The sequence below is a fragment of the Aquamicrobium lusatiense genome (assembly GCF_014201615.1).
Lineage (GTDB): Bacteria > Pseudomonadota > Alphaproteobacteria > Rhizobiales > Rhizobiaceae > Mesorhizobium > Mesorhizobium lusatiense.
This window is the reverse complement of sequence record NZ_JACHEU010000004.1, coordinates 79,054-104,991: the sequence shown is the minus strand read 5'-3', so window position 1 is coordinate 104,991 and position 25,938 is coordinate 79,054. Positions and strand designations below refer to the sequence as shown.

18 protein-coding genes are annotated in these 25,938 nt (G+C 64.2%); 8 read left to right on the top strand and 10 right to left on the bottom strand.

The features are described 5' to 3' along the window. Window positions 1–11 precede the first annotated feature (11 nt). Together HNR59_RS17595 and HNR59_RS17590 are read left to right on the top strand one after the other, a co-directional pair. On the top strand, window positions 12–890 hold the full coding sequence (locus HNR59_RS17595; protein WP_183832346.1) for a glycosyltransferase family 2 protein: 879 nt from the start codon (window positions 12–14) through the stop codon (window positions 888–890). Window positions 891–983: 93 nt separating this feature from the next. After that, window positions 984–2,327: a polysaccharide biosynthesis/export family protein gene (locus tag HNR59_RS17590; RefSeq protein ID WP_425488677.1), complete on the top strand. Its 1,344-nt coding sequence runs from the start codon at window positions 984–986 to the stop codon at window positions 2,325–2,327. A gap of 20 nt (window positions 2,328–2,347) precedes the next feature. Here the strand turns inward: HNR59_RS17590 and HNR59_RS17585 are convergent, their stop codons facing one another. Next, window positions 2,348–3,781: a hypothetical protein gene (locus HNR59_RS17585; protein ID WP_183832344.1), complete on the bottom strand. Its 1,434-nt coding sequence runs from the start codon at window positions 3,779–3,781 to the stop codon at window positions 2,348–2,350. A gap of 140 nt (window positions 3,782–3,921) precedes the next feature. On the opposite strand from HNR59_RS17585, the gene HNR59_RS17580 reads away from it, so the two are divergent. Further along, window positions 3,922–4,299, top strand: coding sequence for a hypothetical protein (locus HNR59_RS17580; protein WP_183832343.1), 378 nt, complete (start codon window positions 3,922–3,924; stop codon window positions 4,297–4,299). Here the strand turns inward: HNR59_RS17580 and HNR59_RS17575 are convergent. Both HNR59_RS17575 and HNR59_RS17570 read right to left on the bottom strand, forming a co-directional pair. Further along, window positions 4,253–5,050, bottom strand: a complete 798-nt coding sequence (locus tag HNR59_RS17575) for a sugar transferase (protein WP_183832342.1) — start codon at window positions 5,048–5,050, stop codon at window positions 4,253–4,255. The two genes, HNR59_RS17580 and HNR59_RS17575, sit on opposite strands and share 47 nt — an antisense overlap. 175 nt (window positions 5,051–5,225) lie before the next feature. After that, the gene (locus HNR59_RS17570; protein WP_183832341.1) at window positions 5,226–6,338 is read right to left on the bottom strand and encodes a glycosyltransferase family 4 protein; all 1,113 of its coding nucleotides are present in this window, start codon (window positions 6,336–6,338) and stop codon (window positions 5,226–5,228) included. A 148-nt stretch (window positions 6,339–6,486) separates the two neighbouring features. Here HNR59_RS17570 and HNR59_RS20990 point away from each other — a divergent pair, with 148 nt between their 5' ends. After that, window positions 6,487–7,692, top strand: a complete 1,206-nt coding sequence (locus HNR59_RS20990; RefSeq protein ID WP_183832340.1) for a glycosyltransferase — start codon at window positions 6,487–6,489, stop codon at window positions 7,690–7,692. Here HNR59_RS20990 and HNR59_RS17560 read toward each other — a convergent pair. The 4 genes from HNR59_RS17560 to HNR59_RS17545 all read right to left on the bottom strand — a co-directional run bounded on the left by HNR59_RS17560 (window position 7,590) and on the right by HNR59_RS17545 (window position 14,988). Then, the gene (locus HNR59_RS17560; RefSeq protein WP_343060858.1) at window positions 7,590–8,753 is read right to left on the bottom strand and encodes a glycosyltransferase family 4 protein; all 1,164 of its coding nucleotides are present in this window, start codon (window positions 8,751–8,753) and stop codon (window positions 7,590–7,592) included. The genes HNR59_RS20990 and HNR59_RS17560 overlap by 103 nt on opposite strands. After that, window positions 8,750–10,573, bottom strand: coding sequence for a GumC family protein (locus tag HNR59_RS17555; protein ID WP_183832339.1), 1,824 nt, complete (start codon window positions 10,571–10,573; stop codon window positions 8,750–8,752). Before HNR59_RS17555 ends, HNR59_RS17560 begins: the two co-directional genes overlap by 4 nt. 111 nt (window positions 10,574–10,684) lie before the next feature. Then, window positions 10,685–13,054 carry an AGE family epimerase/isomerase gene (locus tag HNR59_RS17550; RefSeq protein WP_183832338.1) on the bottom strand — a complete coding sequence of 790 codons (2,370 nt, stop codon included), beginning with the start codon at window positions 13,052–13,054 and terminating at the stop codon, window positions 10,685–10,687. Window positions 13,055–13,632: 578 nt separating this feature from the next. After that, window positions 13,633–14,988 (bottom strand): MFS transporter, encoded by a 1,356-nt coding sequence (locus HNR59_RS17545; RefSeq protein WP_183832337.1) that lies wholly within the window; start codon window positions 14,986–14,988, stop codon window positions 13,633–13,635. A gap of 386 nt (window positions 14,989–15,374) precedes the next feature. On the opposite strand from HNR59_RS17545, the gene HNR59_RS17540 reads away from it, so the two are divergent. Together HNR59_RS17540 and HNR59_RS17535 are read left to right on the top strand one after the other, a co-directional pair. Next, window positions 15,375–17,177 carry a sensor histidine kinase gene (locus HNR59_RS17540; protein WP_246374816.1) on the top strand — a complete coding sequence of 601 codons (1,803 nt, stop codon included), beginning with the start codon at window positions 15,375–15,377 and terminating at the stop codon, window positions 17,175–17,177. Continuing rightward, complete coding sequence (locus tag HNR59_RS17535) at window positions 17,174–18,517, top strand: sigma-54-dependent transcriptional regulator (RefSeq protein WP_183832335.1); 1,344 nt, start codon at window positions 17,174–17,176, stop codon at window positions 18,515–18,517. The genes HNR59_RS17540 and HNR59_RS17535 overlap by 4 nt, the downstream gene beginning before the upstream one ends. Window positions 18,518–18,849: 332 nt before the next feature. Here HNR59_RS17535 and HNR59_RS17530 read toward each other — a convergent pair whose 3' ends face one another. The 3 genes from HNR59_RS17530 to HNR59_RS17520 form a co-directional block, all read right to left on the bottom strand. Then, the gene (locus HNR59_RS17530) at window positions 18,850–22,119 is read right to left on the bottom strand and encodes a TonB-dependent receptor domain-containing protein (RefSeq protein WP_183832334.1); all 3,270 of its coding nucleotides are present in this window, start codon (window positions 22,117–22,119) and stop codon (window positions 18,850–18,852) included. A 166-nt stretch (window positions 22,120–22,285) separates the two neighbouring features. After that, complete coding sequence (locus HNR59_RS17525; RefSeq protein WP_183832333.1) at window positions 22,286–23,326, bottom strand: FecR family protein; 1,041 nt, start codon at window positions 23,324–23,326, stop codon at window positions 22,286–22,288. A 62-nt stretch (window positions 23,327–23,388) separates the two neighbouring features. Beyond that, window positions 23,389–23,895 (bottom strand): sigma-70 family RNA polymerase sigma factor, encoded by a 507-nt coding sequence (locus HNR59_RS17520; RefSeq protein WP_183832332.1) that lies wholly within the window; start codon window positions 23,893–23,895, stop codon window positions 23,389–23,391. Between the two features lie 485 nt (window positions 23,896–24,380). Between HNR59_RS17520 and paaG the strand changes: the two genes are divergently transcribed. Both paaG and HNR59_RS17510 read left to right on the top strand, forming a co-directional pair. Continuing rightward, complete coding sequence (paaG, locus tag HNR59_RS17515) at window positions 24,381–25,193, top strand: 2-(1,2-epoxy-1,2-dihydrophenyl)acetyl-CoA isomerase PaaG (protein WP_183832331.1); 813 nt, start codon at window positions 24,381–24,383, stop codon at window positions 25,191–25,193. A gap of 111 nt (window positions 25,194–25,304) precedes the next feature. After that, on the top strand, window positions 25,305–25,901 hold the full coding sequence (locus HNR59_RS17510; RefSeq protein ID WP_183832330.1) for a TetR/AcrR family transcriptional regulator: 597 nt from the start codon (window positions 25,305–25,307) through the stop codon (window positions 25,899–25,901). Window positions 25,902–25,938 lie beyond the last annotated feature (37 nt).

Here is a 25,938-nt window from a genome sequence, read left to right as displayed (position 1 = left end):
GGGAATGCACGATGGCTCTCACACATGCTGTGATCATTCCAACCTACGGGCGCAGGGAGGTTCTCGGCCGGCTTCTCGTGTGGCTGGGAGAACAGACGAAGCTTCCCGATGAAGTCATCCTCTCGACCACCGACGACACGCAGGTTCCCAACGTAAAGACACGCTTTCCGGTCAGCAAGGTGTTCGGCATCAAGTGCATATCGGCGCAGCGCAACCGCGGCCTTGAAATGGCGCTCGGCCGCTTCGACGTCATCACCTATCTCGACGACGACCTGATCCCTGCGACACGCTATCTGGAGCGCGCCTGCCGGGCGCTTGAGCAGAACCCCGACTGGGCGGTGGTCATGGGCCACATCATCAGGGATGGCGCGACGACCGGAGAAATTTCATGGGCTGACGGTCTGGCAGCCCTGCGCGCGGCGGACGTGGTTGACGAGGCAGGCGACGACGCGGCCGACCAGATCGGCGCGCAAGGCGGCAACATGACGATCCGCACCGCCATGATCGGCGACCTGCGCTTCGACGAGCGGCTGGCGCTCTATAGCTGGCAGGAGGACATCGACTTCACCACCCAGCTCGGGCGGCGCGGCAGGATTGTCTCCCTGCCGGCCATCCGCAGCGTCCACATGGCGGTCAGGGGCGGACGCATGAGCGGATTGCGCTTCGGTTATTCGCAGGTCGTGAATCCGGTCTACCTGCTGCGCAAGGGCACGATGCCCGCCAGCTTCGCGCTGAAGCTGATGGCGCGCAACATCGCCGCCAACACTGTCCGCAGCATCAACCCCGAAACCCATATCGACCGGCGCGGACGCCTGCGCGGCAACCTGATGGCCCTCGGCCACCTGCTGAAAGGGCGCGTCGAACCTGAATACATCCTTCAGATCCAGTGATGAGAACGGCATATGCGCTTCACCTCATTTCCCTCACGCCCCCATCTGAAACGCCCGCAGCCCGCTTCAGGCAAAGCGGCATCGCGGCCCGGCATGATCCTGTCGATCTGCGTGGCATCCGCCGCCCTCGTGCTGGGCATGGCCCCCGCACAGGGCGAGGAATACCGGCTCGGCGCGCAGGACAGGGTGCGCATCAAGGTGTTCGAATGGCGGGCGTCGCGCGACACCGTCTTTGAATGGACGGCGCTCAACGATGTGTTCATCGTCAGTTCCTCGGGCGCGCTCTCGCTGCCGCTGGCAGGCGAGGTCGGCGCCGCCGGGCGCACCACCGCCGAACTGGCCAGCGCCATAGGCGACAGTCTGGTGCGCAACATGGGGCTCGGCCGCAAGCCCGACACCGCCGTCGAGGTGGTGCAATATCGCCCCTTCTACATTCTGGGACAGGTCACGCAATCAGGCGAATTCGCCTATCGTCCCGGCCTTACCGTGATGCAGGCGCTCGGCATCGCCGGCGGAATACGGCTGCGCGAGGAGCGCATGGATCGCTATGAGCGCGAGATCATACAGGGTCAGGGCGAAGCAAAGCTGATCGGGCTCAACAGGATCAATCTGCTGGCGCGCAAGGCCCGGCTCGGGGCGGAACTGGCGCAGGCAGCTTCCGTCGACTTTCCGCCGCAACTTGTCGCGATCAGTGACGACGACGAGGTTGCCCTGCTGATGCGGCAGGAGGAATCGATCTTCAAGGCGCGCCGGGAAGGCATCGAGACACAGATTCGTGCCCTCAGGAACCTTCGCGACTTTCTGGAAAAGGAAGTGACGTCGCTCGGGGCGCAGCTCGTGTTTCTCGACAAGCAGGTGGAGCTTGTGCAGAAGGAGCTGGGCAGCGTAGCCTCTCTGGTGGAGCGCGGGCTCGCCGCCGCTCCCCGCGAACTTTCGCTCGAACGGGCACTTGCGCAGATACAGAGCGAACGGCTCGCCGCCGAAACCAGCCTGCTGCGCAGCCGGCAGGAAATCAGCCGCACCGAAATCCAGATCATCGAAATGCAGGACACGCGCCGCAACGAGATCACCAACGCGCTGCGCGACACGCAGATCGAGCTGGATGCGCTGGACCGCAAGGCCGAAACCACCGCGCGCCTGATCTTCGAATCGGAACTGGCAGCACCCAGACTGATGGCCCGCCGCGCCAGCATGGAACAGGCCGAACCGATCTATACGATCTACCGGCCGGCTGCGGATGGAAGCATCCTCGAAATCGCGGCGACCATGGCGAGCCCGGTGCTGCCGGGCGATACGGTGAAGGTGGAGATCCCGATGCCGCCGGAATATCTGAAGGCGATCGGCAGCCAGGCGGATGCGCCTGAAACGACCCTCAACCCCGCGTCAGTGGAAATGGGTTCCGCCAAGATCGCCGGCGCCGACTCCACAGCGCGATAGAAATGCCCCCACGCTTCCATTCATCGGTGTGCGGAAAGCTGCGGACCGGCTTGGCCGAATGCGTGTCCGCGCGGCAGCGGCGACGCCCATATTCTGGCGGAGCAGGCCATCACCACGGCCAGCGGCACGAAAAATCCCATTCCCGGATCGGCAAGGCCGCCGGCGAGCGAAGCAGCCAGCAGCGCAGCCAGGGCGCTGGCCCGCGCGCTGGCCATGATCGCATCGGCCTCGGCATCGACGGGCTGCCTCAGGCGGCCAGGCGGCCACAGGAGAGCTGCCAGCAGCACGGCGACAAGGGTGCCGCCGACCACGCCAAGCTGTGACAGCACCGCGATCGGCCAGCTCGACGCGCGCGAGCTTCCAAGGCCGATGCCGAGCCCGTTCGTATCGAAGAAAGCCTGCATGCTCTTGTAGTTCCAGTAGGCGCGCTCCTGCCCGGAAGCCGAAGACATCTTGTGGGTCACCATCTGGTCGATCAGCCGCACAAGGGGCTCGAAGAACTGCGCATTGTAGAGGCTGATGGCCATGATCACGAGGCACAGCAGCGCCATCATGGCCGTCAGCATCACATCCTGCAGGTCGGGCTTCGCCGATGCCAGCGAGCGAAGCAGGGACAGCGCCACGGGAATTCCAAGCAGTGCCAGCCCGACATAGGCCGTGGTCGAGGTGGACAGGAGAAGCAGCAGGAACAGCGCCACCGCTATCGCCGCCGCGAAACGGGAATTTGTCCTGCGCCAGTATGTGTAGCTGAAGGCCAGCCCGGCCAGCGACACCGCGCCGAAGGCCGAAGCCTCGGCATAGGAGCCCGCGATCCGCCAGAAGCCGCCCTCAATGGTGAGGGTGAGCATCGCATAGCTGGCGGTGCGGATCGGCGCCAGCACATCCCCCGCCCCCGCCATCTTGCCGGCAAGATCCACCATGCCCATGAGCGTATGCAGCCCGAACCAGAGAAAGAACCCCCGCCTGACGTCGACAAGCGTTTCCCGGCGCCTCAACAGCAGGCAAAGCGCCACGAACACAAGAATGCCAAGCGTGAAATAGGCGGTCTGGGTGACATTTGCGGAGGACGGACCGAGCGCGGTCTCGTAAACGCCCCGGCTGCTGCGCGATGCGATGAACACGCTGGTCTGGCCCGCAAACAGCCTTGGAAACAGGATTGCACCGATCAGCGCATGGAACATCAGCACCACGATCACGGAGGCTGCGCCGATACGGCTGAACACCGCCGCCAGCTCGCGCCAGATGCCCTTGCGCGCCACGGCTGTCGTCAGGAGCAGCGCGGCGAAGACCGTGTAGATCTGCGGCGAAGATCCGCCAAGCGCGGAGAGCGTTCCGATGGCCGTGGCCCCGAAGGCGAGCGAGGCCATGAAGGCGACGATCATCGACCATCCCATGAGGCGCACGAAAACGATGATTGCCGCGCAGACGATCACCCCTGCGACCGAGGGCTGCATCGGCTCAGCCCGCACATGCCGAAACGCGGCGCCAGCCCGCGATGCGCGCGGCACCGAAAGCGACTTCACAGAAGGGAGCGAGTCTGTTCTTCTTCGCAGCAGGCGGGTCGCGGTGCAGAGGCAACGGGAAGGAGACCGGTGTGACCCTCGCACTCATCACGGCAGGCGCAGCAGGGCTTTTCATCGGCGCGCGTTTTCTGGCGCCTGTGATCCTTGTCGCCACGCTCATCATGGTCATGGTTTCGATCCTGACCGGCGTCCTTCTGGATTGGTCTCTCAAGCTCATCCTTTCCAGGACCCTTTACCTGATCCTGACATTGCAGGGATGCTACCTGATCGGCCTCGCCCTTACCGTGCCGGGCCGTCGCCGGACAGATGCCGGAACCGTCCCTGAACATGCTTCCGGCCAGCCCGACCGGCTCCAGCCCGCACCGCCCCAGCCCGACCCAGCGTCGACCCGGGCATCCGGCCTCAGGAGGCCCGATCGAACCTCATCACTGCGCCGGCCGTCCGGATGAGGATCAGCAAATCCGTGTGCAGCGACCAGTTGCGCACATATTGCGCGTCGAGCAGCACCCGCCCGGTATAGTCCACCAGATTACGGCCGGTGACCTGCCACAGGCCGGTGAGGCCGGGTCTGGCATGCAGATAATCCTTCACATACGGGCCGTAGCGGTGCAGTTCCTCGGCAACGATCGGACGCGGTCCGACACAGCTCATGTCGCCGCGCAAAATATTGAACAGCTGCGGCAGTTCATCGAGGCTCGATTTGCGCAACAGGCTGCCGAGCACCGTCAGGCGCGGATCGCGCTTCAGCTTGCGCGCCTTGCGCCATTCCTCCGCCGCCTGCGGATCGGACGCCAGATGCGTCTGAAGGCGCTGCTCGGCATCGATCACCATGGTGCGGAACTTGTAGCAGCGAAACGTGCTTCCGTTGAAGCCGACCCGTGGATGGGAAAACATGACAGGCCCCTTACAGGTCAGCCTGATGAGCAGGGCAATCGCCAGCATCAGCGGCAACGCCAGCATCAGCGCCGTGGCGGCAACCGCCACGTCGATAACCCGCTTCGACCTGCCGCCGAGCGGGCGCTGCCACAGATGGAGGGAGCCACCCGGCACGACCGCCGGTATGGAAACCGCCGCGCCCTGCGTCTCCAGCGGCCGATGCTGCTGAAAAGCTGAAGCCGAAACGCGCCTGCGGTCCAGGAACGACCGCCCTCGCCCCGGAAGCGCGCTGCTTCCGGCGTAGGATCTCTCTCTGATCGACATGCCAAAGACGCCCCTTGCCGCCTGCCTGTGCCTGCTTGTTGTTATGCAGGCAGCATGTCGAAAAGAGCCGTCCACCCGCAAGCGGCTCAATAGTGGTAGCTGGCGAAGCGGGCAGCGAGCGGGTTACGACAAAATGCTGGCTTGGCTGTCCTGCCGGGTGTGCGGCACCCCGCCTTCAGCGCCCTTTGGCGACCCGGACGACCTCGCGCCACAAGGCATCGGCCGTTCTTTGCCAGGTGTAGCGGGCCGCCATCGCCTGCCCGCGCGCCACCATCGCGCTTCGAAAGCGCGGATCGCTTTCGAAGCGCAGGATCGCCCGCGCCCATTCCTCGGGCGAATCCGGATCGGCGTAGGCCACGTCCTCCCCCAGCACTTCCGGCATGCTGCCCAGCGCGCAGGTGATGACGGGCGCCCCCGAATTGAGCGCCTCAAGCTGGGTCATCGCGAAGCCCTCGGTCCGGGCCGGCTGGACAAACACCAGCGCATGGCGGTAGAGCGCCCGCAGATCGGCGTCGCTGACGTCCGAAACGACGACGAGCCTGTCGCCGACGTCCTGCACAGCGCCGACCGCCTTGCGCAGGTCCGCCCTTGCAATCACCGCCAGCCTGAGGGGACCTGCCCCCATCCGGGCGAAGGCGCGGTAGATCACCTCGATATTCTTGTAGGCAAAGGCGCTGCCCAGCATCAGCACGTAGTTTTGCGGTTGCAGGCCGAACCTCGCGAGCACCGAACTATCCGGCTCAACCCGCAGGATGTGGTCGGCCCCGTTATGGATGACGGCGATTTTCGAAGCCGGCGCGATGCCGAAGCGCTGCAGCATGCGGCTGGAAAATTCTGAAACCGTGATCACCCGGCGCGACAGGCGCCCGGCAAGCCGCATCAGCGGCCGGTGGGTGCGCAACTCCCCTCGCGGATAGGATTGCGGATAGAGGAACATCTGCGCATCGTGCATGTAGGTCAGCATGCGCGGGTGATACAGGGGCGCCACATTGGCGAAGTTCACCAGCGTTCCCTTCCTCGCCATCAGGCCGAGATCGACCGGCTCCCAGAACTTGCCGCCAAGCACATCCCGGCGGTGGATCGGGATCGCCCGCAGCGGCAGGGAGCGCACCGCATTTGCCGGACACAGCACCTCGACCGACATGCCCGCAAAGCGCTCGTCTCCGGCCAGCATCGCCGCGTCCCAGCAGGCCAGAACCTCCTCGGCCACCCGCGAGGTCCCCGTGATGGGGCCGCGCAGGAAACGGCCGTTGACATACACCGTTGCGGACTTGCCAGCCTCACCCATTGCATCGCCCCCCGGCGGTTACCGGCATCCATATCGGGATCATCCGGAAACGGTAGGCTATTGCCTCACGATCCGTTTGACACGTCAATGATTTCGGATTGAGATTTCGCTCACAATGCTCGGGAACGCGACGCCTCGGGAGGCACGGGTGGAGAAGCGGAATCTTGCTATCTTCTTCTTCGCAGGCTGTTTCAGCACCATGACCGACGGCTGCCATGTGCGCGCCTGTCAGGACATCGAGATGCTGCTCGCCCTTGGCTGGCGCGTGGCCGTCTATTCCTATCGCAACCATCACCAATGGCCGTGGAACGCGAAAGGGATCGAGACCTTCCGCGCCCGTTTCCCCGGCGTCGACCTCGTGCTCGATGACTGGAACTGGAAACTGGCCTTCATCCAGAAGCTCAAGGGCCTCATCGCCTATCTGGGTAGCTGGCCCGCGACGCGCGCCCTGCGCACATGGCTGCCGATGCTGACGCCGGAATTCGACCGGCTCCAGCGCGATCCGGACCTGAAGCTGGCGCTTGTGAGCTATCCCTGGGGCATATCCCATCTCAACGGGAGCCCCGGCCCGCGCATGATCGTCGACACGCATGACCTTGCCGCACTGGAGCTGATCGGCGACAACCCGTCCGGGCAGCCGGACACGCGCTCCATGCTCGTCCTCAAGCGCGAGCTGTTCTATCTCGGGCAGGCCGACGAGATCTGGTCGATCTCGTACAGCGAAGGGCAATTCCTGAAATCGCTTCTGGAAGGCGAGCGCGTGCGCATCGTGCCGCCGTCGTTGCGCAGCTGGAACGCGGCTGCGGAAACCGACGTGCCGCCTGTCTACGATCTCGTGTTCGTGGGTTCCAACAACCGCTGGAACGGGGATGCCATCAGCGGTTTCCTGAGCGCCTATGGCGGCTGGAACCTGCCGCTGAAGATCGCCATTGCCGGCAGCGTGTGCCGCGACAGGCGGCTGTCGGCACAAAACGGCGTGGAGCTGCTCGGTTTCGTCGATGATCTTGCCGCCCTTTATGCGCAGGCCCGCGCCGCGATCTGCCCTGTCGAAGGAACCGGCACCAAGATCAAGCTCATCGAGGCGCTTTCGGCGGGACGCCCGGTCTTTGCCGCCCCCGGCGCCCTGAAAGGCCTGCTGCCCGGCTATGAAAACTGCGTCCTGCCGCTGGAGCGCCGGACCGTCGCGACCCTCCTTGGCGATCCGGTAGCGCTTGCGGCGGCACAGGAGGCGGCCCGGCACTATGCCCGCGCCTACAGCTTCGATCGCGTCGTCGCCGAGACCAGCGAAGGTCTGGCCGGCGACCCGGCACTGGCTGGCGCCAGCCCATCCATCCCCGCCATCAGTTCCAGATAGCGTTTTGCCGTTTCGTCCCAACGAAATTTCTCCGCCTGCCTGCGGCCGCGCTCGGTCAGCGCGCGCCGCAGCTTCGCATCGCCGGCCAGTTGCATGAAGCAATCGAACCAGATGTCGGCACGGTCCGGCGGCGCATAAAGCACCGCATCGCCGCCGATCTCGGGAAGGCTGGCGCGGTCCGACGCCACCACGGGGCAGCCCCGCGCCATCGCCTCAAGCATCGGCAGCCCGAACCCCTCGACGAGCGAGGGAAAGGCGAGACACAGGCAATCTTCCAGCAGCGCGGCAAGCTCATCGTCGCCGATCCTGCCAAGCCAGCCGATATTCGCGCCGGTCTGCTCCTGTGTCCGGCCGAAGACGCGGCCGTCCGAAAGCCCGACCACCGCGACCCGCAGGCCGGCCTCCGCAAGGCGATCGCTCATCCCCAGGACAAGATCGATGTTCTTGTGAGGAGCGCGGCTGCCCAGAAGCACGATGGTTCCGGCACCGGCAGTGGAATGCGTGCGTATCGAGTGATGCGAGGTCCAGCGCAGCGCATGCTCGTAGCCGTCCGGTGCGATGGTGATCCTGTCCGCACTGCACAGGCCGTAGCGCACCAGTTGCCCGGCCGAATAGCCGGAGACCGTGGTGACGTGGCGGACCCTTGCCGCAAGCGCCGGGATCAGCGTGCGGTAGAGCAGGCGAAACGGCAGCGAATAACTTTGCGGACAGGCGCGCGTGTTGACATCATGGATGCACAGGATCTGCCTGCGTGTCGCAAAAGGGCCGCTGTTGCACAGGCTGACGAGACTGCTCCTGACCCCCGCCGGAAGCTCGGCCTGCTCCCAGCCATGCCCGCCGAGGCGGCCGATGGAACGGGTGCGGATCGCCGTGAGCGCCAGCTCATCCCCGATGACCGGCGGCACCAGCAACTCCACGTCGAGGCCGCGGGCCAGCGGATCGCCGGCCGCGATGCGGGCATCGAGCGCTTTTACGACCTCGCGCGCATAGCGCTGCACGCCTGTGACGGGCTGCGCCAGGAAGCGGCCGTTGATCGCCCAATGCCGCGCGCCTTCCATCATGCCGGTCGCGGGGCCGGCCGGCCGCTGGACCGGCGGCGCACGCGCAATCGGGCAAGGCGGCGCCTGTGCGCCAGCAGAACACCCAATATGGGAGCATTGGCGATGCGCAGGGTGCGGGCCAGATCGGCAAGCGAATCCAGCGGCGTGCTGCCGCTTTCGGCCACCACCATGACGCCGTCGAGAAGCGGGCAGACCAGCAGCCCGTCGGCGCCGTGCTCATAAGCCGGCAGGTCGACGACGATCACCTTGTAGCGATCGAGCGTCCCGAGCAGATCCTGCATATTGGCAGGCAGCGCGAGACTTCCCGTTCCGCGCTCCTCATTCGCCATGAAGTCGAAGCCCGCGGGCGAAACGGTCCGAACTGCGGCAGCGGGCGGGTGCGCACCGCCGTTCTGACGTGTCGGCTCAATGCTGGAGAGCGGGCTTTGCAACGCCTTCGTCAGCGTCGATTGCGTGTCCAGATCGATCAGCAGCGTCTGCACGCCCGATGTCGCGTAGAGCGCGGCAAGATTTCCGGCCACCGCGCTTTTCACCTGGCCGGGCAGTGCGGCGGTCACGCCGATGCAAAGCCTCGGCTTGCCGGAATCGGCCAGACTGATAACGGCCCTCGCCCCTCTCAGGCCCATGCTGAAGGGGGAATGCGGATGGCGTATCACCTCCTCGCAGAGTCCGGCGGCCTTGCGCAAACCGGAATGCGGCAGTTCGCCGGTGCAGACGAGCCCCAGTTCCTCGCCGATCTGGCGTGGGCTGCGCAGGGTGCGGTCCAGGCTGTGGCGGACGAAGGCAACGCCGACCCCCAGCATGAGGCCGGCAAAGGCCCCGAAGATCAGGGTGAGCCGCTTGCGTGGATGGCTCTGCACCATCGGCTGCACCGCCGGGGTGATGACGCGCGAATTGGCGATGAGGAAGGGTTGCTGGTTCACCGCGCTGGTGTAGGCGGCAAGAAGGCTCTCATACATCTTGCGGTAGGTTTCGGCCGCGACTTCCAGTTGCTCCAGCGTCGGTGCATCGGCGCGCGCGTCGCCGGTCGGCGCTTCGTCCGGCCGGTCCACGCGATAGTCGTAGGTGGCGCGGAACTCCTGCGCGACCTGTGTCGCCTTGTTCATCTGGGCACCCGCCTCGTCGATGCGTTTTTCCAGCCACGCGACGCCTTCGCGGGCGGAAGCCGCACGGTTTTCCATCTGCTCGCGGACGAAAGCGTCCGCCGTCGCATTGGCGATACGCGCGGCCAGCGCCGGATCCTGCGATTTGAAATGAATATCGATCGCATAGGAGACCCCCACCCGCTGGACGTCGAGATTGCCGGCAAAGACTTCGGCCGCCTTCTGCTGCGGTGTCAGAGCCTCATCCTGTGCTTCGTCGACCCTTGCCGGACCGGGCCTGTAAGGCGTTCCGGTTATCAGCGAACGCAGTTTTTCCAGCCTCTCCCCCAGACGCAGCCCGCCCATGTCCACGAAAGCCGGATTGCGCGCGAGGTCGAGTTCATCGATCACCATCATGGCGATCTTCTGCGAGCGCAGCAGCGCGAGCTGGCTTTCGATCTGGGCCGTATCGAGGGACAAATGCACCTCGACCATCTGCTGCTGCATGAACTGCGGCAGTTTCGGCTCGATCAGGATCTGGGTGCGGGCGGTGAAAATCCGGTCGGACGTCGCCAGATAGAGACTGGCTCCCACGACACCGACCAGCGCGCACAGCAGGATCGAGACGATGTACCTGCTGAAAAAAGACAGGATGTCCGACAGGTTGACGAATTCGGCGGAACCGCCGCTGCCTCGCCAGTCCCTGGCTGTCGCCGCTGCCCATTGCCGCTCCAGCATGGCTCCGCGCCCCCTGATTTCACCTGCCCTTCGCCTGCAAGCCTAGCGCCGCGTCCCGGCCGCGAAAACACGGCCAATCGAGGTAGGCAGGAACCCTCGCCGAACATCAAATCAGGCGATCTCGCGAAGTGCAGGTTCCCGGGAAACGGCGCGGATGTTCTCGTCGGCCGCTTTCGCCGCCCCGGTTTGACCGGCAGCCGGCAACGGATGCACGAGCGCGCCTTCGGTCTTGTCGAGATATTGCATCAGCGCCGTTACGAGATGGTAGAAGATGCTGGCCGGCACTTCATTGGCCACGGCCCTGCCACGCTCGTCTATGCGATCGATCCAGAAGCCGGTCGGGGCCGGGTCTATGTGCCAGCGGAACAGCCGCCCCACACGAGCCTCGATCTCCGGCTTGAGGTCAGGCCCATCGGCGCGGTCGAGCGCGATGGCCGCCTTGATCGCCTCGGCCTGCGGCCAGCTTCGCGAGATCAGGTCGAGCGGCAGCCCGTCGCGCGAAACAGCTCCATAGGCCAGCCCGGTGGCGCGGTTCAGCCCGCTGGCCACCGCCGAAGCATAGAGCTTGCGTGCATAGGCAATGAGGTCGCTCTGCTTGCTGCGCGCCGCAAAATCGACCAGAAGCGAGGCCCACTCGAAATGATGACCGGGCTCTGTCCACAGTCCCTGCCCGCCTTGTACCGGCTTCCATTCATTGTCGAAATATTCGCCGAGGGTCCAGCTTTCGGCATCGAAGAAATGCGTGCGAAACAGGTCGACGATACGCGCTGCCCGACGCAGATAGCTGCGCTCGCCGGTGACCTCGTGCCAGGCTAGAAACGCTTCCAGCATATGCATGTGCGGGTTGGAGCGCCGCAGGTCGGTGCCGTCGCAGGTTTCGAGGAACCCGGTCAGCCGCTCGTCCTCCAGATAGGACTCAACGAAGGCCATGGCTTCCTCGCCGCGCGCCAGCGCATCCCTGTTGCCGGCGCGGTGAGCCCAGGCGAAAGCGAGAAGCACGCATGCGTGGTCGTAAGCATCCTCGCACGGGTCGGCGATGGAACCGTCGACGTTGAGCGTGCGCGCCCAGCCGCCGCGTTCGGTACGCCCCCGCTCCATGAAGGCGATGCCATGCGCGATCAGCTCGTCGGCCGGCCCGTCCCAGCCGCGCAGTCTTGCGACGGAATAGGCGTAGACCTGTCGCGCCATGGTGCGCATGCGTTTCGGCTTGCCGAGCGGCGTGCCATCGAACGCGAAAGCCTCGTGAAAACCGCCATGGCGTTCATCCACGCCGGCCTTCGACCAGCGCGGCAGCGTTTCCTCGAAAAGCCAGTGCGCGACGCGCTCACGCCATGCGCCGGGCAGCACCACGCGGTCATGGGCGGGCGTGAACTTCACCTCCAGCCGGCCCCATTTTTCAAGCTGCTCGACGACATGCCTGACGTTCTGGCTCTCGGCGACAGGAGCCACGAAGGTCGCATCGTCGGTGGACACCACCGCGACATCCCTCAGGCCCACGACCGACAGCAGCCTTCCACTGCTGCGCAGATAGGAACGCTCGCAATCTATGGCGACGACGTCGCCGATCACGACATTGCCATGCTCGTCGGTGCGGCTGGCTTCCAGCAGCGATTGCCACGAGCCCAGATCGCTCCAGCGGAAGCGCGCCGGCACCATGGCGATGTTGCACAGGTGCTCCATGATCGCATAGTCGACCGAAATGGAGGGGATCGGCGCATAGGCGTCGAGCGGCAGCCAGGTTCCCGACAGATCGCGCGCGGCACTATCGAGCGCGTGTTCCGCCTGCAGCCAGATCTCACGGTGATGCGTGAGGAACGCGGCGCGGATGACGCTTGCCCTGAACAGGAAAATGCCGGTGTTCCAGAAAAAATCCGATGTCGCCACATAGCGGCCTGCGGTTTCCGCATCCGGCTTTTCGACGAAACGCACCACACGGCGAACGCCCGGACAGTCGAAGGCGTTTCCGGCCCGGTCCTGCCCGGCAAACACCTCGCCTGCCTCGATATAGCCGTAGCCGGTTTCCGGACGTGTCGGCTTCATGCCGAACACCACCACCTGCCCCGCCTGAGCCGCCGGAATGCCGGCTTCGACGCTCTCCCAGAAATCGAGATCGGTCGAGATGACGTGATCCGATGGCACGATGAGCACGATGCCGTCGCCATGGCTGTTGATGGTGTGCAGCGCCGCGATTGCCACAGCTGCGGCGGTGTTGCGACCGACAGGCTCGAAGATGGCGCCGCCACCGCTATAGTCGAGGCCGGCAAGCTCGGTGCGGATGCGCGCCGCGTTGCGTTCGGCGGCAATGACGTGGATGGGCGTATGCCCTGCCTCGCGCGCCTGCAGCCGGCGCACCGTCTTCATCAGCATCGAGCCGTCGCCGGACAGATCGTGAAATTGCTTGGGATTGTCTTCCCGGGAGAGCGGCCACAGCCGCGACCCGACCCCGCCACTCATCACAAAGCACGAAATGCGCTCGGCCATGGCCAGCTCCCCTTTGATCCATCTGCCTCGTGTCCCGCTTGCGTGAACGCGCGCCCGTCCTGCGCGTTTCACCCGCGAGCATCCGCCCCGACCCTGCCTGCAGATTTGCGCACAAGGTTCCAGTAGCCGGACCATAGGCGATGTCAAAGGATGAGCCGATTAACCTGGATTAGCGACTGGCTATAAGTGTTAGCCTTCCCACGGAAGGCTTATCGGACAGCAAGGCAAGGTTCTGCATTTGCTGCCGGTCCGGATCGCACAGCCCGGCCGGCAGGGGGGCACTGGCTGGCGGGATCAGGTCAGCGACACCATCAGATGGCCTGAGGGTGTAGGCACTGAAATGCCTGTTCCAATGGTTATGCTGGAACCCTGCTCTTCATTTGAGCAAACTCATTGCAGCAACAATCATGAGCAGTCGGGCGCATGATGACGCCGCAGCGCAGATCATCAATTTGAAGCCGGGCATGGATGGGCCCGGCATTCATTGGACGATCGAGAATCTGCGCTGCGTACATCCTGTCTGATCAGCGTCTTCGCCCGGATGGGGATCCGGCGGAAAACCTTCAGTTCCGTGCCTGTCAGTCTTCCTTGATGGCGCTGTTCTTGGCCGTGTCGCTCATGAACACATAGACGACCAATGAGACGCCGATCATGGCCGTCACATACCAGTAGAATCCCTGTTCCCAGCCGGAGCTCTTGAACTGCAAGGCGACGAACTCGGCCGTGCCGCCGAAGATCGTGTTGGCCAGCGCATAGGGAAGGGCGACGCCCAGCGCGCGGATGTGGGCCGGGAACAGCTCGGCCTTCACCACCGCGTTGATCGAGGTGTAGCCCGTCACGATCACCAGAGCGGCCATGGCGAGCAGGCCGGCGGTGAAGGCGTCGGTCGTCACCTCCAGCGTGGAGAAGATCGGATAGGTGAAGAGCACGCCGCACACGCCGAAGAAGATCATCAGCGGCTTGCGTCCGATCCGGTCCGAGAGGGCGCCCGCCACCGGCTGAAGGCACATGAACACGAACAGCGTGATGGCGCTGATTTCGGACGCCTTGGCCTTGGTAAAGCCGGAGGTGTTGACGAGGAACTTCTGCATGTAGATCGAATAGGCATAGAAGGCGAGCGTGCCGCCGGCGGTCAGCAGCATGACCAGCGCGGTTTCCTTCGGGTGCTTGCTGATCAGTTCCCAGAAGCCGGACTTGGGTGCGTCCTTTGTCTGGGCAATATGGGCCTGCGCGTTCTTGAAGCTCTCGGTTTCGTCGAGGCCGCGGCGCAGCCAGAACACCACCACGGCAAGACAGGCGCCGATGAAGAAGGGAATGCGCCAGCCCCAGGAATTCAGCGCTTCATCGGTCATCGTGTTCTGAAGCACGATGAGCACCAGCAGCGCCAGAAGCTGGCCGGAAATCAGCGTGACATAGGCGAAGGAAGAGTAGAAGCCGCGACGGCTCTTGCCCGCCATTTCCGACAGGTAGGTCGCCGAGGCGCCATATTCACCGCCGACCGACAGGCCCTGCATGAGCCGCGCGATCACCAGAAGGATCGGCGCCAGAATGCCGATGGCGTTGTAGTCCGGCGTCAGTGCGATGATAAGCGAGCCCGCGCACATAAGCGTCACAGAAAGCGCCAGACCCGCCTTGCGGCCCTTGCGGTCCGAGTAGATGCCCATGATCCACGCGCCGATGGGGCGCATGAGAAAACCGACGGCGAACACTGCCGCCGACGACAGCAGCTGGGCGGTCTGGTCTCCGGCCGGGAAGAAGTGCGGGGCGAAGTACAGAGCGAACGCGGCATAGACATACCAGTCGAACCACTCGACCAGATTGCCGGTGGAACCGCCGATGATGGCTTTCAGCCGGCTGCGGCGGTCGAGCCCTGAGGGCTTTGCCAGTTCGGGCGCCACACCTGCAACTGTGCTGTCATGGGGTAATGAAACCATTCTCTCCTCCTTGTGCCGTGCGTGGCGGCCATGGCCGCCTGCGCGGGTTGGATCTTGCCGGAAACCAGCCGCACAGCGCCCGTACTGGCGCTGGGCCGGAGCGCGCCTGCTGACAGGCCGGAAGCCGATCATGCGCTGTTGCGACCGTGCCCGCCTGATGGCTGGCATGCCGATGACCACTTTTCATGCACTTTGCCGCACAAGGAGGCCAGCAGCAGCCTGTGAAAAGGGCAACCGCATGATAATGCTATGCTTTCGGGGATGAGCGATTCAGAATCGCACGATTTTTTGCAGAAATCTGCATAGCTATTCCCGCATTTGTGCAATATTATGCACTGATGCAGAAAAGTGGTGAAATGCGCGGGCTCATATGGCGCCGGCTTATCATGGCGGGCGTTGTCGCCGTGCTGGCCGCCGGCGTTTGGGCTGTAGCGGCGGATCTTGCCCGAAATCAGGCCATTGCGGCATTGAACGAGGAAGCGGCCCGGATCGCCCGGCAGCATCTGCGCCTGTTCGAGAGCGAGTTCGCCCGCTTCCGCGTGCTGCCGGTGGCGCTGGGCGAATATGGGGACGTTGCCGAGGCGCTCACGGCCGGGGTGCAGGGAGACGGTGCGAATGAGGCGCAGGGCGCGGCACGGCGGCTCGACAGGAAACTCGCCCTGCTGTCGCGGGAGACCGGAACGCCGGTGATCTACGTGACCGATTCCGATGCGCTTGTCGTTTCCGCCTCCAATTACGACCAGCCGGATAGTTTCGTCGGCGAGAATTTCAGCTTCAGGCCCTATTTCACCGACGCGCTGACCAAGGGAAATGCGGAGTATCACGGCGCCGGCGCGATCAGCGGCCGGCCGGGCCTGTTCTTCGCCCGGCGGATCGGAAGCGCTGCCGACCCTCTCGGCATCGTGGTGGTCAAGTTCGAGTTCGCGGCGCTGGCCGCATTGTGGGCGAACGATCCGGGGCGGGCGCTGCTGGTCGATCCCGAGGGCATCATCCTGGCGTCGTCCGATGCTGCCGATGTCATGCGGGTTCTCTCGCCGCTGTCGGATGAGGCAAGGGCGAGGATCGCGGAAAGCCGGCTCTATTCCGATGCGGCGCTGGAGGTGGCCGAACTCGACTGGCCGGGAACCGGCGAGGCGCGCGGGCCGTATGGCGAAAGGCTGATCGTTGCCGAACTGCCGATACCCGGCACCCGGTTGCGGCTGTTGCAGATGCTGGATGCCGCGCCGGGGCTTGCCGCCGCGCGCGAGCGGGCATGGGTGCTGGCCCTGCCGGCCTTCGCCGGGCTGATGGCGCTGGGCACGGCCATGTGGTGGTGGTTCACCCGCGCGGCGCGCGCTGCCGCCTACCGGCGCACGCTTGAAGAGGCCGTCACCGAGCGCACGCTGGCGCTGGAAGAGCAGATGGCCGAGCGCGAGCGGGCCGACCGGCGCTACCGCGATGCACGTGAGGAGCTGGCGCAGGCCAATCGCCTCGCTTCGCTGGGAACCATCACGGCCGGGCTGGTGCACGAGATCAACCAGCCGGTCGCCACCATCCGCACGCTGGCGGAAAACGCCCGCCACCATCTTGAGGCCGGACGGCTCGACCGGGTCGGCGCCGGCCTCGATTCCGCGGTGGAGCTGACGGCGCGCATCGGCGCGATCACGCAGGAAATGCGCCAGTTCGCGCGCGGGGGCGGTGGCGAGGTGACGTCCGTTTCGCTGGACGAGGTGATGGCCGGTACCCTGCTCCTGGTCGGCGACCGGATCCGCAAGCTCGGCGTCGACCTGTCGCTGCCCCCATCGCTCGCCGCGTCGATTGCCTCGCCTCTGGGCCCGTCACTTGCGCCGTCACTGGCCCGACATGGTCAGCCGGCCGTGCTGGCCAACCGTATCCGGCTGGAGCAGGTTCTGGTCAACGTCCTGCAGAATGCGCTGGATGCGCTGGCCGGTCGCCCCGATCCGCGTATCGAGGTCACGGTCTCGCGCGCCGGCGACAGGCTCAATCTGACGGTTGCCGATAATGGCCCCGGCATCGCGCCGGAGCTGGCCGACCGGATCTTTGATCCCTTCGTCACCGGCCGCTCGGGCGGGCTGGGGCTTGGGCTCGGCATCGCACGCGACATCATGCGCGAGCTGGGCGGCGGGCTGGAACCCGCACCGTCGCCGCTGGGCGGCGCCGCCTTCGTGATCAGCATGAGGTGCGCATGACAACCGACGCTGCGATGCGCATCCTTCTCGTCGACGACGACCTGCCGTTCCGCACGGCGCTGGCCGACAGCTTCTCCATAGCCGGGCTGGAGATCGAGAGTTTCGGCGACGGCCAGTCGGCGCTGGAAAGCCTGTTTTCCGGCCAGTCCCCGCACGAGCTGCCGGCCGTGGTGGTGACGGACCTGCGCATGCCGCGCTTCGATGGCCATGCACTTTTGAGCGCGGTTCTGGCGCGCGATCCGGAACTGCCGGTGATCCTGATGACCGGGCATGGCGACATCGCCATGGCAGTGGCGGCGCTGAAGCAGGGTGCGTTCGACTTCATCGCCAAGCCCTTCCCCACCGATCATCTGATCGCCTCGGTGCGCCGGGCGATGGAAACGCGGCGGCTGGTGCTGGAGAACCGGCGCCTGCGGCAGGCGGTGGCCGAGGTCAGCGAAGGCTTTCCGCTGGTCGGCGAGTCGCCGGCCATGCTGCGCCTGCGCGACACCATGCGCCAGCTCGCCCGGGTGGAGGTGGACGTGCTGATCGAGGGCGAGACCGGCACCGGCAAGGCGCTTGTGGCGCGCCAGCTCCACCGCTGGAGCATGCGCAGCAACCGTCCGCTCGTCACCGTCGATTGCGCCGCCCTGCCGGAACAGATCGCCGACGAGGTGCTGTTCGGCACGCGCATCCATCGCGGCCAGATCGCCGAAGCCGACCGTGGCACGCTTTTCCTCGACGAAATCGACAGCCTCGCGCCCGCCCTGCAGGCACGGCTGCTCAGCGTGGTGCAGGACCGTGTCCTGCACGGCAATGGCGGGGTCTCGCCGCGCGAGGTGGACCTGCGCATCATCGCCGCCACCAAGGCCGACCTGCGTGCCGAGGTGGCGGCGGGGCGCTTCCGCGCCGATCTGCTCTACCGGCTGGAGACGGTGCGGCTGCGCATCCCACCGCTGAGGGAAAGACGCGAGGATCTGGGCGTGCTGCTGTCGATCTTCCTCGATGAAGCCGCCTCCTTCCACGATCGCCCCCGTCCGGTGCTCAATGCGCCGGTTCTGGACTGGCTGCTGCGGCACGACTGGCCGGGAAACGTGCGTGAATTGCAGAATTACGCGGTGCAGCTCACGCTCGGCCTGCGGCAGGACGGGCGCATGCCCGCGGAGGCCGGCACTATCGACATGGCGCTTTCGGCGCAGATGGACAGGTTCGAGGAAGGCCTGCTGCGCGATACGCTGGCCCGGCTGGGCGGCGACGTGTCCGCCGCCGCCGTGGCGCTGAATCTGCCGCGGCGCAGCCTCTATGCACGACTGAGCCGGCACGGCATCAACCCCGCCCCCTATCGCAAACAGAATGCGTAGCCACGTCATTTCAGGCGCGAACTCATAACGCGGCATGGCGCTTCAAACGATTACCCGTCAGGTGCTGGATGAGCGGGGTCGATGCCAACCTCGTCCATGAGCAGCACCTTGGCAAGCGTGAAGACTATGCAGGTTTGCACGGCAGCTGGGACGAAACGCTTCCGCACCGCAAAAGGGCTGTTCCGCTGCTGATCCCCATCTGTACTGCCCGGCTCACTCTGACAGATCCTCAATCACCGCGGAAAATCTTTCGAGGCAGGGTGATCCTCAAAGGTCCGGTATCCGCCGTGCCCGCAGCACAGATGCAACGGGAACGGCTTTCTTCCCGACGATCAGAACCTGTAGGACAGGCCGACCTTGAAATCGTGCTGCCTGAGGTCGATGCCATATTCGCCGTCGACATCATAAGTGCTGCCGTTCGATGTCTGGCGGAAAGCGTATCCGCTTTTCTTGCCATAGTCGGAATAGCTGTATTCGCCGCGCAGCGACAGCTTCTCGGTAATGGCCTTCTCAAGTCCCGCGCCGATCGTCCAGCCGACATAGGTTGTTCCGTCATGCTCTATATTCGGGACACCCGGCACAGTCACCGCGCTGGCATCCGAAAACTCGAAGGAATGGCTGTAGCTCGCCCATGTGACGCCCGCCGTCAGGAACGGCAGGTAAGTTCCCATGGAATAGCCGGCGCGGCCGCGCAGGGCGCTCGACCATTCGAGCCTGGAGCTGATGTCGGCGTAACGCCGGCGGTCAACACCGCCACAACACAGCACGCCCGTCCAGACCGTGGTCTGGCCGAGACTGACATCACCGAAGCTGAACCCTGCGTCCGCACCAAGAACCAGCCCGCTGTCGAACTGATGGTCGTAACCGGCACTCAGCTTGCCGCTATAGCCTCTGGTGTCGAAGGGAATGATGAAGCCCACCAGCGGCGAGCGCGTATCCGGGGGCACGATGCGGTCGGTGTTTGCCTCGGCCCATGAATATCCGGCGGCGATGCCGACATGCGGGCCGTTCCATAGCTTGCGGCCGTTTGCTGTGTCATAGTCATGCACGGTGTTGCCGAACACGCCTCCGAGAACCGGCCTCTCGAACTGGCCGAACAGGGGTCCCTCGCCCAGTTTGACGGTGGCGCCGCCAAAGATGCGCCGACCCGGCGCGGCATCCTGCGACATGGCCGGCATGTAGTTTACATTGGTCAGGTTGGTGACATTGGCGAAGAGGTTGAGCCTGTCCGACGGCTGGTAGTTCATGAACAGGTCGTAGGTCGTATAGGCTGACGTTTCCCAGCTATCCTGAACCAGCGTTCCCTTGGCCACGTCGTTCATGCGCGCGCCCAGTGTGAGCTTGCGATCGAGCAGGCGCACGCCGGCAGTCAGCGTCATGTAGTCGTCCGGCAGCCGGCTCGGCTCGCCCATGCCGCCAATACCATAGCCGAACTCGAGATCGGACCTGTTGCGGGCATAGGTCAGGCCGGCGAAGCCCCAGCCGATGTCGTAGCTGGCATCCACTTCGACGCCGCGCAGGCGGCTGGTGCCCGGCGCATTCTCGAACCAGCACATCGAGCCGCTGCCGAAGCAATGCGAAATGATGAAGTTCTTTATGTCCTTCTGGTACCATGCCGTCTTGAGGCGCAGCGCATCATCCGGCGTGAAAATGCCGTTGCGCAGAATGTTGGCGCCGAATTCCCAGCCTTTCGCCTCTTCGGGCCTGAGGGCCGGATTGGGCAGGAAACTGGCGTTTACGCCGCTGCCGTGGGAGCCGCCGAAGAACATTTCATTGACGGTCGGAGCCCGGAAACTCTCCTCATAGGTGCCGTAGACCTGCAGCCATTCGAGCGGCTTAGCGGCCAGCGTGACCTTGGGGCTCAGCTTGAATTTCGCTTCGTCGATGTCGAAGTCACCACGCCACGGTGCATCGAAAGGCGTTTCCGTAACCGTGTATCGGGTGGTGTTGTTCAATATGGCATTGGACGGCCTCGTCAGCGTATCACGCGTCGAACCGGTCAGATGATCCTGAATGGTCCAGTAGTTTTCCGGCACATTACCAGTCGTGCCCGAACTATCCATCGTATAGATGTCATAGCGCAAGGCTGGAATGAACTCGAACATGCCTGCCGACAGTGTTCCCTGCACGAACCCGCCGCCCACGCCGGACACCCCGTCCGGATTGGCGTCAGCCTTGCTGTTTCCGGAAAAATCGTCGCGATAATATTCGACGCCATAGTCGAGCTTGAGCCCGTATCCGTCGAAATCCCACCGCGAAGTATTGGTGACGTCGAAGCCAAGCGAGTCGGTGGTCATCACCCGGCCGTCATAGGTCGTCACCACGATGCTGCTGCCGGGGTTCGCCTTCCACTCAGACTGCGTGCGATTGAGATAGCCGTTTACCCGCAGGTCGATGAGATTGCTGTCGGGCGTGTAGGCGTATTTGGCGGTGAAGGTCTTGTTGGTCACCGTCTGCCCGTAGAAATTGGCGACGAAGTCGGTGGTGTAGAAGACGCCGCCGAGATCGAGGCGATGCTCGTCGTTCGGGCTGAGGGAAACTTTCAGAAGGCCCGACTTCACGTCGCGCCAGCTGTTGTTGACCAGCGTACCATCACCATCCTCGTAATTGCCGACGCTGGTGAGGTTGACCGCGCCGAAGACGCTGCCGCCGTTCTCGTTTCCGGCAAGGTCGAAGCGCACGCCGCCGGCCTTGGTGATCGACATGTCGTCGTTCTTGTTGCCGCCGAAAGTGGCCGTGATCTGCGCGGCCGCCTTCTCATGCGGCAAAAGCACGTCGTCGACGGTAAGCGTGCGGTAATTGACGGCACCAGCCAGCGTGCCGGCACCGCCGGCGGTGGCGATGGCACCCTTGGTGATGTCGACGCCGGAAATGAGCGACGGCTCCACATAGGTGTAACCGGCGGGTCCATGGCCCGTGAAACGGTAGTTCTGGCGCACGCCATCGATGGTGCTGGTGACGCGGCCCATGCCTTCCAGCCCGCGAATGTTGACGGCCATGCCCGGCTGGGCTGCATTCTCCCAGCTATACACGCCCGCAACCGAACGGACGGCATTGTTGAGATTGTGACCGTGACTGGTAATCGTTCCGGCATCGATATTGGCGACGGAAGCGGGCGTTTCGTAGATTTCGTCGGGAGACGGCTGCCAGGCGGAACCGCGCAGGCCCGCCCCACCCGTTCCGCCAGTGACGTCAATCGTTTCCAGCACGACAGCCCCGGCGCCATCCGTGGGGTTCGCTGCAAGGGTGCCGCGACCGGCGATCACCACCGCCCGGCCATTGAGACGATAGGCCAGACCGCTGCCTTCAAGCAGGCGCTCCAGCGCGGCACCGGATGTCAGCCTGCCACGAACCTCGGGCGCAGCGACGCCACGCACAGCCGCTGCATCGACGGAGACCTGCAACCCGGCCTGACGGCCATAAAGCACAAGGGCGGTCGAGAGCTGCTGGGCCGGAATGTCGAAATTCCGCTGCTCCTGCGCGGTCGCGGCCTGCTGCGCCAGAACCGGACCGGCAGGCAGCACCGAAACCAGCGCCGTACTCAGCAACAACGCCGCGCCCAGCCTGCGCCTTGCTCCGCCGTGACAGTTTTTCCCGACCATTCCACACCCCATCGCTCTGCTGTTTCCCGGATACGCAAATCCCAGCCATGCCCTTTCAGTGAAAGGACGAAGCAGCCCGACTTTTTTTCAGAGAAAAATGCTCAGGTTTTTTGTGGTGCAGAAAAATCCCGGGATTTTCAGGAAGATAGGGACCGGGTAACGGCTGCTACCAACCTGACACCACGGTCAGCCACGGACTGATGCGGCGCACGGTGGCGCCGTGGGTTTCGGCCACCGCCAGCAAGGCTTCGGCTGGCGCATTGAGATCGTAGATGCCGGTAACGCGCCGCGCAGCCAGCCCGGAGCCGGTGATGATGATGCGCCCGCGCTGATAGCGGCCCAGCACCCGCACCACCTCCTCCACCGGCCGGTCCTGCACCACCAGCAGGCCCGATCGCCAGCCCCCTGCCAGTTCCGGATCGGCCCTGCCCCGTTCTGCATGGCCGGTCTGGTCTATGCTGATCCAGTCACCGGCTTCCAGCGGATCCGTCGCCATGCCGGGCGCTCTTGCCGATGCCACCGCAACCTTGCCATGACTGACTGCCACCGAGACGGCATCGGGATCGGAGCGCACATCGAAGGCGGTGCCGAGAACAGTGGTGGTGACCCCGTCGGCACTGACGCGGAACGGACGGCCGGCGTCGCGCTGAACCTCGAAGTATGCTTCACCTGACAGAAGCGTCACGCGCCGGGTGGTTTTGTCGAATGAAACCTGAATGGCGCTTTCAGCGCCGAGCCAGGCCACGCTGCCATCATCGAGCCGGATCGCGCGGGTTTCCGCCACGCCCGTGGCATGATCAGCCATCATCCAGATCGTGAGCGCAGGCTGCAGCAGCACCAGTGCAAACAGGGCGACAATGCCCATCGCCGCGGTGGCGACAAGCCGGCCGCGACGGCGGACCGCAGGCCGGCGGCCTTTCGAGCGTGTGGCTTCCGGCGAGCCGTAGCGGCGCTCGAGAGCAGGCTCCGCCGCGCCGAGCACGCCCCAGACATGGCTCGCTTCCGCCCAGGCGCGAGCATTGGCCTCGTCCTGCGCCAGCCAGACCTCGAAGCGCGCAGCAAGAGCCGCGTCGTCCGGCTCTTCCTGCAAGGCGATCAGCCAGCGCAGCGCTTCGTCTTTCGGCCTGTTCGGGTTTTCGGCTTCGTGAATCGCAACGTCTCCGGATGACTTTGCGGCAACGTTGCTGCCGGCTGTCCGCGTTTCCATGCCTTCACCTATAGAACGCATGGCATGGGCGATTTTTCAGAAATGCCGGAAGACGACGCCACTCACCCACCTCGCGCAAGCCGCCGCCGGCAATGTTCAAGCCCCTCATAAACCAGCGCGTGGGCAAGTGCGACGGAAATACCGAGATGCGCTGCTATGTCCCTGAGCTTGAAACCGTCGAAGCGGTGCATCATCAGGGCAATGCGGGTTCGCTCGGGCAACTCGGCCATGGCTTCCATGACGAGGCGCAGCTCGTCGCGCGAGACCAGCGCATCTTCCGGCGACGGCCGGTCGGCAGCAATGGAGCCGTATTCCGCCTTGTCATCGACGGTCCGGCGCTCACTGGAAAGACGCCGCGTCCAGTCGATGGCGAGGTTGCGCACGATGCGGCGCAGATAGCCGAGAGGCTCGTCGAGCGTCCGCTCGCTGGCGGAGGAGCGAAAGCGCAGGAAGGCCTCCTGCACCACGTCTTCGCCACGCGAACGGTCGCCGACGATCGCCGTCGCATAGTCGACAAGCTCGCCTCTGTGCGCGAGATAAACGCTCAGGTTTCTGTCGGAAGACGCCAACTCACGATCGCCCTAACCGGAGATACTGACCCATCGTTCAAAGACTGTGTGCTTTGAGATGGCGGGAGATGGCTTACGGCTACCCAATGTCACCAAATAATGAAAATCACGCAGAAGGGCAATGACGACACGCCGCTATCCCCGAGACACCGGCAATGTCTCCATCTTCTGCCGCAACCAAGCCCGGATCATCCCCGCGAGTTCGCCTCAGGACCCTTGAAGCGTCGGCAACGGGGAGCCGATAGAAATGACCGCAATAGCAGCATCCGGGGATGCATCCCGCTGCCGGTGACGAAAAAGTCGCCCCGCTGCTTTTTTTCGTATCAACACAAAACAGCCGGAGATCGCTCCACGTAACTGCGTGATATTTCGGAAGACTACGGATGATGGCGCAGGCCCATAAGGCAGGCCAGACATCATGACAACACGGTAAAATAGTTCAAAAATTATTGACTGTCCGGCCGGTTTATATAAAAAGCAGGATCATGGGGAATAATTCTGCAAACACTCCTGCGGGCGCTGCCGTGCTGCTCTCTGATGTGTCGGAGGGTGTATTGACACTCACCCTCAACCGGCCGGAAAAGCTCAACGCATTCAACGAGGAACTTCATCTGGCAGTCCGGGCGGGGTTTGAGCAGGCGCAGCTCGATCCTGAAATACGCGCTGTACTCCTCACCGGTACAGGGCGCGGGTTCTGCACCGGGCAGGACCTGTCCGACCGCGATCCCACCAAAGGCGCGCCGGATCTCGGCCATTCTCTGGAAACTTTCTACAATCCGCTGGTACGGATGATCAGAGCGTTGGAAAAGCCCGTCGTTTGCGCCGTCAATGGCGTGGCGGCAGGAGCCGGCGCCAATATCGCGCTTGCCTGCGACATCACCATAGCTGCGCGCTCGGCCCGCTTCATACAGGCGTTTTCGCGATTGGGCCTCGTTCCGGACTCCGGGGGAACCTGGCTGCTGCCGAACCGCATCGGCGAGGCCCGCGCCAAAGCGCTGGCCCTGCTTGCAGAACCGCTGGATGCGGAAACCGCCGCACAATGGGGCCTGATCTGGCGTGTCGTTGATGATGACAGGCTGCCGGAGGAAAGCAGGTCGGTCGCTATGCGGCTGGCCGCCGGCCCGACTGTCGGGCTCGGGCTCATCAAAAACGCAATCCATGCCGCCTCCGCCAACACGCTCGACGCGCAGCTCGACATGGAGCGCGATTTACAAAGGCAGGCCGGCCGCAGCCGCGACTATGCGGAAGGCGTATCGGCATTTCTGGCAAAGCGCGCTCCCGTCTTTACAGGCAGATAGCGCTCATGCCGTGGCATCTTGCGCCGGACCTTGGTGATGGCGCAGGATAGGCGGCTGAATACGGCCGGGCGCCCGCCGCCCCGCCTGAGGGGACAAGAAGAGTAAAAGATCATGGCACGCACAAGGGCGGCTGATTTCGAGGACAAGCAGCGCGCTATACTCAAAAGTGCCGCCGCCGTTTTTGCAAAGCAGGGCATGGACAAGGCATCCATGTCGATGATTGCCAGTCACAGCGGCGTTTCAAAGGCGCTGCTCTACCATTACTATCCGGGTAAGGATGCGCTGATCTTCGACATCGTGCGCATCCATCTGACCGAGCTGGATGAAGCCATCGAAACTGCAGACCGGCCAGCAGAACCGCCCGAGACAAGGCTCAACCTGCTGATCCGTGCAGTGCTCCACAATTACGAGGACGCGGATCATGAGCACAAGGTGCAGATCAATGGCACCGATACGCTCTCGCCGGAGCAGATGAACGAACTCAGGACGATCGAGCGCCGCATCGTGCGCCGTTTTTCCGGACTGCTGAAAGAAATCAATCCCGGCATAGATGAGAACCGGCCCTATCTCATGCCCGTTACCATGTCGCTCTTTGGGATGCTGAACTGGGTCTATATGTGGTTTCGTCCCGGCGGTCCGGTGAGTCGCGAGGAATATGCGGATCTGGCAACCCGGCTGATCCTGGAGGGCGTCAAGGCCGTTCGCTAGAGCATTTCTGCTTTTCTCCGAAGCAGCGAAACGCTCT